This is a genomic window from Candidatus Protofrankia californiensis (assembly GCF_900634765.1).
Classification (GTDB): domain Bacteria; phylum Actinomycetota; class Actinomycetes; order Frankiales; family Frankiaceae; genus Protofrankia; species Protofrankia californiensis.
Window position 1 is genome coordinate 1 of record NZ_CAAAFT010000352.1, and the last position, 2,871, is coordinate 2,871.

General features: G+C 69.5%; 2 protein-coding genes and 1 pseudogene. All 3 read right to left on the reverse strand.

From position 1 onward, the window contains the following. Positions 1 to 413: pseudogene (locus DD1DGNOD_RS18215) on the reverse strand (hypothetical protein); the annotation flags it as partial. A gap of 487 nt (positions 414 to 900) precedes the next feature. Continuing rightward, complete coding sequence (locus tag DD1DGNOD_RS18220) at positions 901 to 2,034, reverse strand: AIM24 family protein (RefSeq protein WP_131767659.1); 1,134 nt, start codon at positions 2,032 to 2,034, stop codon at positions 901 to 903. Between the two features lie 64 nt (positions 2,035 to 2,098). Next, positions 2,099 to 2,776 carry an AIM24 family protein gene (locus DD1DGNOD_RS18225; protein ID WP_131767660.1) on the reverse strand — a complete coding sequence of 226 codons (678 nt, stop codon included), beginning with the start codon at positions 2,774 to 2,776 and terminating at the stop codon, positions 2,099 to 2,101. Positions 2,777 to 2,871: the final 95 nt, after the last annotated feature.

Genomic DNA, 2,871 nt, shown 5'->3' on the forward strand with positions numbered 1-2,871 from the left:
GTGATGCGGGGTGGGATCACCTTGGGCAGGGGCGGGACGGGACGTGACCCGGAACCGCCACCGGACGCCGGCCCGCCACCGGACGGCAGTCCGCCGTCGGAAACCGGCCCGCCGTCGGCGGTTCCGGGCGGCACAACTCCGGGGGATGCCAGGTCGGGTGGCCTGGCGGTCGGGGTGGGGCGCACGACACCGGCGGTCACCGGGGCAGCGGACACCAGGGCGGAGGGCACCGGGGTAACGGCTGTGAGAACCGACGTCCGGCTGCCTGCCTCGGCGCTCTGCCCACCCCCGACAGCATGCAGATACAGGGAAAAGCCGATCAGTACGGCTCCGACGACCCCGGCGCCGGCCCCCAGCCACGGATTCGCTCGAAGCCGCAACCACCAGCCGGACGCGCGCCGCCGGCTACTCACGCGGACCCCCACCTGCGCCGGTGCCCGCCCGGCTACGCGCAGCCCTGGCCGCGCGCGGCTGCCAATGAACCGGGGCACGAAGCCGCGGTCACCGCGTCCGGAAGCTACACGTCCAGAAGGTAGATGCCCCACGCCCAGTACGACGGGTCCGGACCCGTTCGGGTTGTACCTCACGCAGTGGTCCGGGGATTTCAGCCCCGGCCCTGGAGCGTCGGTCAAGCAGCGCAGACCCATATCGAAGTCGACCAGGCATCCATGATCGAACATCGTCGAATCATGAAAGTGAAGGAGCAGACGGTCGTGACAGCAGTCGTTTCCACACTCACTTTCGTGATCGAAAAAGAGCGTGCGACTACCTGATCGACGCTGCGGACGGCCCGCATCGACTGACGGTTCGAAGCCCGCCGCACGGAGGAAGCCGGCTCAGTGGTCCGCGGACCTAGGCCTCCGGCGGCGCGAAAAACATGATCGCACCGCCTTTGGCCGGCTAGCGACGGCCGCCGCGGCCGTGCCCCTGGCTGCCGAACAGCCCACCGAGCGCTCCACCAAGCCCACCGGGTGTACCGCCGCCGTGTCCGTCACCGCCGTGCCCTGGACCACCGTGGTGACCCTGCGGCTGGTTGCCGGCGAAACCGGCTTCGCCGAGCCCGAAACGTTCAGCGAGCCCGGCACCGGCGAGGGCGTTGTAGGGCGGTAGCAGCTCGCAGGGCTGGACGATGACATAACCGTCCCCGGAGAACTGCATCTGCCAGCTCTCCCCGGTGTTGCCACGCGGCCTCCACACCGAGGACGAGGTGACCGCCGCCTGCATCGACACCTGCAGGCTCGACGACCAGCCCACCACCGCGTCCGCGTCCGCGAAGTAGTAGTTCTGCGGGGTCACGTGCATGACCAGCGGAGCGCCCGACGTCACGACCGCGACCTTGCCGTTTCCGGACAGCTCCACCTGGTAGCTGCCGGCACCGGCGATCGACACCTGGGAGTCGATGCGGACGACGTCCCAGTGCAGGCCGGCGTCGAAGGCGAGCACGTTCTTACCGTCCACCGTCAGTCCGTCACCGGCCAGGTCGAGAATATGGACGTCCTGCGCCTGGTAGGCGAGGAAGACCGTGCCACCGCCGGAAACCTTCATCAGGTTCAGGCCCTCGCCGCCCTGGAACAGCGACCGGAACTGGCGGCCCCAGCCCTCCCAGTGGGCGTCGAAGGTGGCCCCGCCCTGGTAGGCGACCATGGCGCCCTTGCGGGCGTAGAACTCCCGCATACCCTCGGCTCCGAGGGTCGCCTTGAGCATCTTGCCGTTCTGCAGGGTGAAGCGTTCCCGCGCCTGCACCTCGGGATTGCCGAGCAGGCTGCTGCGGATCCCGCCCGCCGCACCCGCGGGCGGGCCGGGCGGAGCAGACGGGCCGGGCGGGGCACCCGGTGTCCCGCCTGGATAACCCCCCGGCGCTCCCCCGGCCGGCGGATATCCAGGCGGTGGGTACCCCGGCGGTTGCCCGCCGGCCGGCGGGTAGCCGCCGGGCTGGCCGGGAGGGGGTGGGTATCCACCGGGACCTCCGCCACCGGGGTAACCACCGGGTGGGTAACCGCCCGCGGGCGGGCCGCCGAATCCACCGTGGCTCATCGTCGAATCCTCTCACCCACGCATGCCGCGCAGTCAGCCGAACGCCACATCACATGCAGCGCAGTCACCCACGCGCCGAGAAGGTCGGCCGCTCGTCCTCACTCGGCTGGACCACGACGAAACCCTGACCGGAGAAGCCGAGTTGGAACGCCTCGCCGGAACCGCGGCCGATCAGTCCGCCGAGCCGGGCGGTCCGCCGGGGCTGGACGTGCAGACCGTCGGTGTAGGCGACGAGCGCGTCGGTGTCGACGAACGTCTGCGCCTCCCGCGTGTCCAGCACGACCGGGTTGCCCTTCGCGGTCATCGCGACCCAGCCGTGACCGCGGACGACCACGTTGAACATGCCCATGCCGGAAAGCATGTTGACCCCGCGGACGCGTTCGATCCCCCACTGCAGGTTGGCGTCGAACGCGAGGATGTTCTTGCCGTTGACGGACAGGCCTTCGCCGGCCAGCTGGGCGACGATGACCTCCTTGCCGTAGTCGGCCAGGTAGAGCAGGCCCTGGCCGACCGCGGTCATCAGCGGTACGCCCTCACCGGTCGCCCACGAGGAGGCGATCCGACCGAGCTGCGGGGGCTGCGGATTGAAGTCGATCAGACCCTCATAGGCGATCATGGACCCGGTCCGGGCAAACAGGTCCTGCCCGGGCTGCATGACCACTTTGACGATCTTGGAACCGTGCTTGCTCATCCGGTCCATGATCTGCGTCTGCCCGAAATGATCCATCAACGTTCCGTACACGGCCGCCTCCTTCCTGCTATCCCGGGGCCTCCGAGTGCGCGATCGGAAACATCATCGTGCACTCTTCGGCCGCCTAGACCTCGTACGGTTGGACG